Source organism: Christiangramia sp. (assembly GCF_029937855.1).
Taxonomy (GTDB): domain Bacteria; phylum Bacteroidota; class Bacteroidia; order Flavobacteriales; family Flavobacteriaceae; genus Christiangramia.
The window spans coordinates 1-1,356 of record NZ_JAPYPC010000076.1 but is presented as its reverse complement, the minus strand read 5'-3'; the positions used below and the strand labels follow the sequence as shown (position 1 = coordinate 1,356).

The following is a 1,356-nucleotide window of genomic DNA, read 5'->3' as shown; positions in this document are numbered from 1 at the left end:
GACACTATCCCGTAAAGTGTGTAAGTTTTAAATAAAGGGGTTTGATTCTATTATTTAGAGTTGAACCCTTTCTTCATATATGGTTAAGAACTGATTGAGGATAATTCCCCATTTTCTTACGGGCATTGTCCATTTTTTGGTGGCTTCCCTGGTAGCCAAATATACAGATTTCATCACGGCATCATCGGTAGGAAAGGATAATTTATTCTTGGTGTACTTCCTGATCTTGCCGTTCAGGTTTTCAATGAGGTTCGTGGTATAGATAATACGCCTGATTTCTACAGGGAACTCATAAAAGGCGGTGAGATCTTCCCAGTTGTCCCGCCAGCTTTTAATGGCATAGGAATATTTATCATTCCATTTGCAGGCAAAATCCTCCAGGGCGGCTTCTGCGGCTTGTTTTGTTGGCGCATCGTAGATGAGCTTCATATCCTTATTAAAAGCCTTCTTATCCTTCCAAACTACATACCTGCAAGCATTCCTGATCTGATGTACTACGCAAATCTGAGTGGTCGATTCAGGGAATACATTTTTAATGGTATCGGTAAATCCGTTCAGGTTATCAGTAGCCGTGATCAGGATATCTTCTACCCCACGAGCTTTCATATCGGTGAGTACGCTCATCCAGAAGGCTGCAGATTCGTTTTTGCCAAGCCAGAGTCCAAGGACTTCCTTCTTGCCATCCCGTCTAAGTCCTACGGCTATATAAACTGTTTTATTGATTACCTTGGAGTTCTCACGAACTTTAAACACGATACCGTCCATCCAGACAATCAGGTATACAGGCTCCAGCGGGCGGTTTTGCCAGGCTACGATATCATTGCTGATATGATCGGTAATTCGAGATATGGTAGAAGTAGAGACCTCAAAACCATACACTTCAGAGATTTGTTCTTCAATATCACTGTTGCTCATCCCTTTGGCATATAGCGATACAATAACATTCTCAATGCCATCAACCATATTCTGACGCTTGGGAACAATCATCGGATTAAAGGAGCCATCCCGATCCCTGGGTACCTTTATATGATCCTCTCCAAAGGAACTGCGAACCTTCTTTTGGGAATATCCATTCCTGGTATTCCCAGAACCAGATTTTTGGTGCTTTTCGTAATCCAAATGGCCATCCAGCTCTCCTTCCAGCATTTTCTCCAATCCACGTTTTTGAAGTTGCTTGAGAAAACTGCTGAGTTCTTCTCCTGATTTGAACTGCTTTAAAAATTCATCATCGAATAGATCTTCTTTTTTCATCAATGTGTAAATATTAGTGCCTGAACTAAGGCAGGCAAGGTTAAAAAAATATAGGGGTTTGCAAACCCCTATATTTTCTACTTACACAGTTTTTGAGACAGTCCC

1 protein-coding gene is annotated in these 1,356 nt (G+C 41.5%); it reads right to left on the bottom strand.

Annotated features, from left to right (window positions below):
* Positions 1-54 precede the first annotated feature (54 nt).
* On the bottom strand, positions 55-1,251 hold the full coding sequence (locus Q1K34_RS17950) for an IS256 family transposase (protein ID WP_300442118.1): 1,197 nt from the start codon (positions 1,249-1,251) through the stop codon (positions 55-57).
* Positions 1,252-1,356 lie beyond the last annotated feature (105 nt).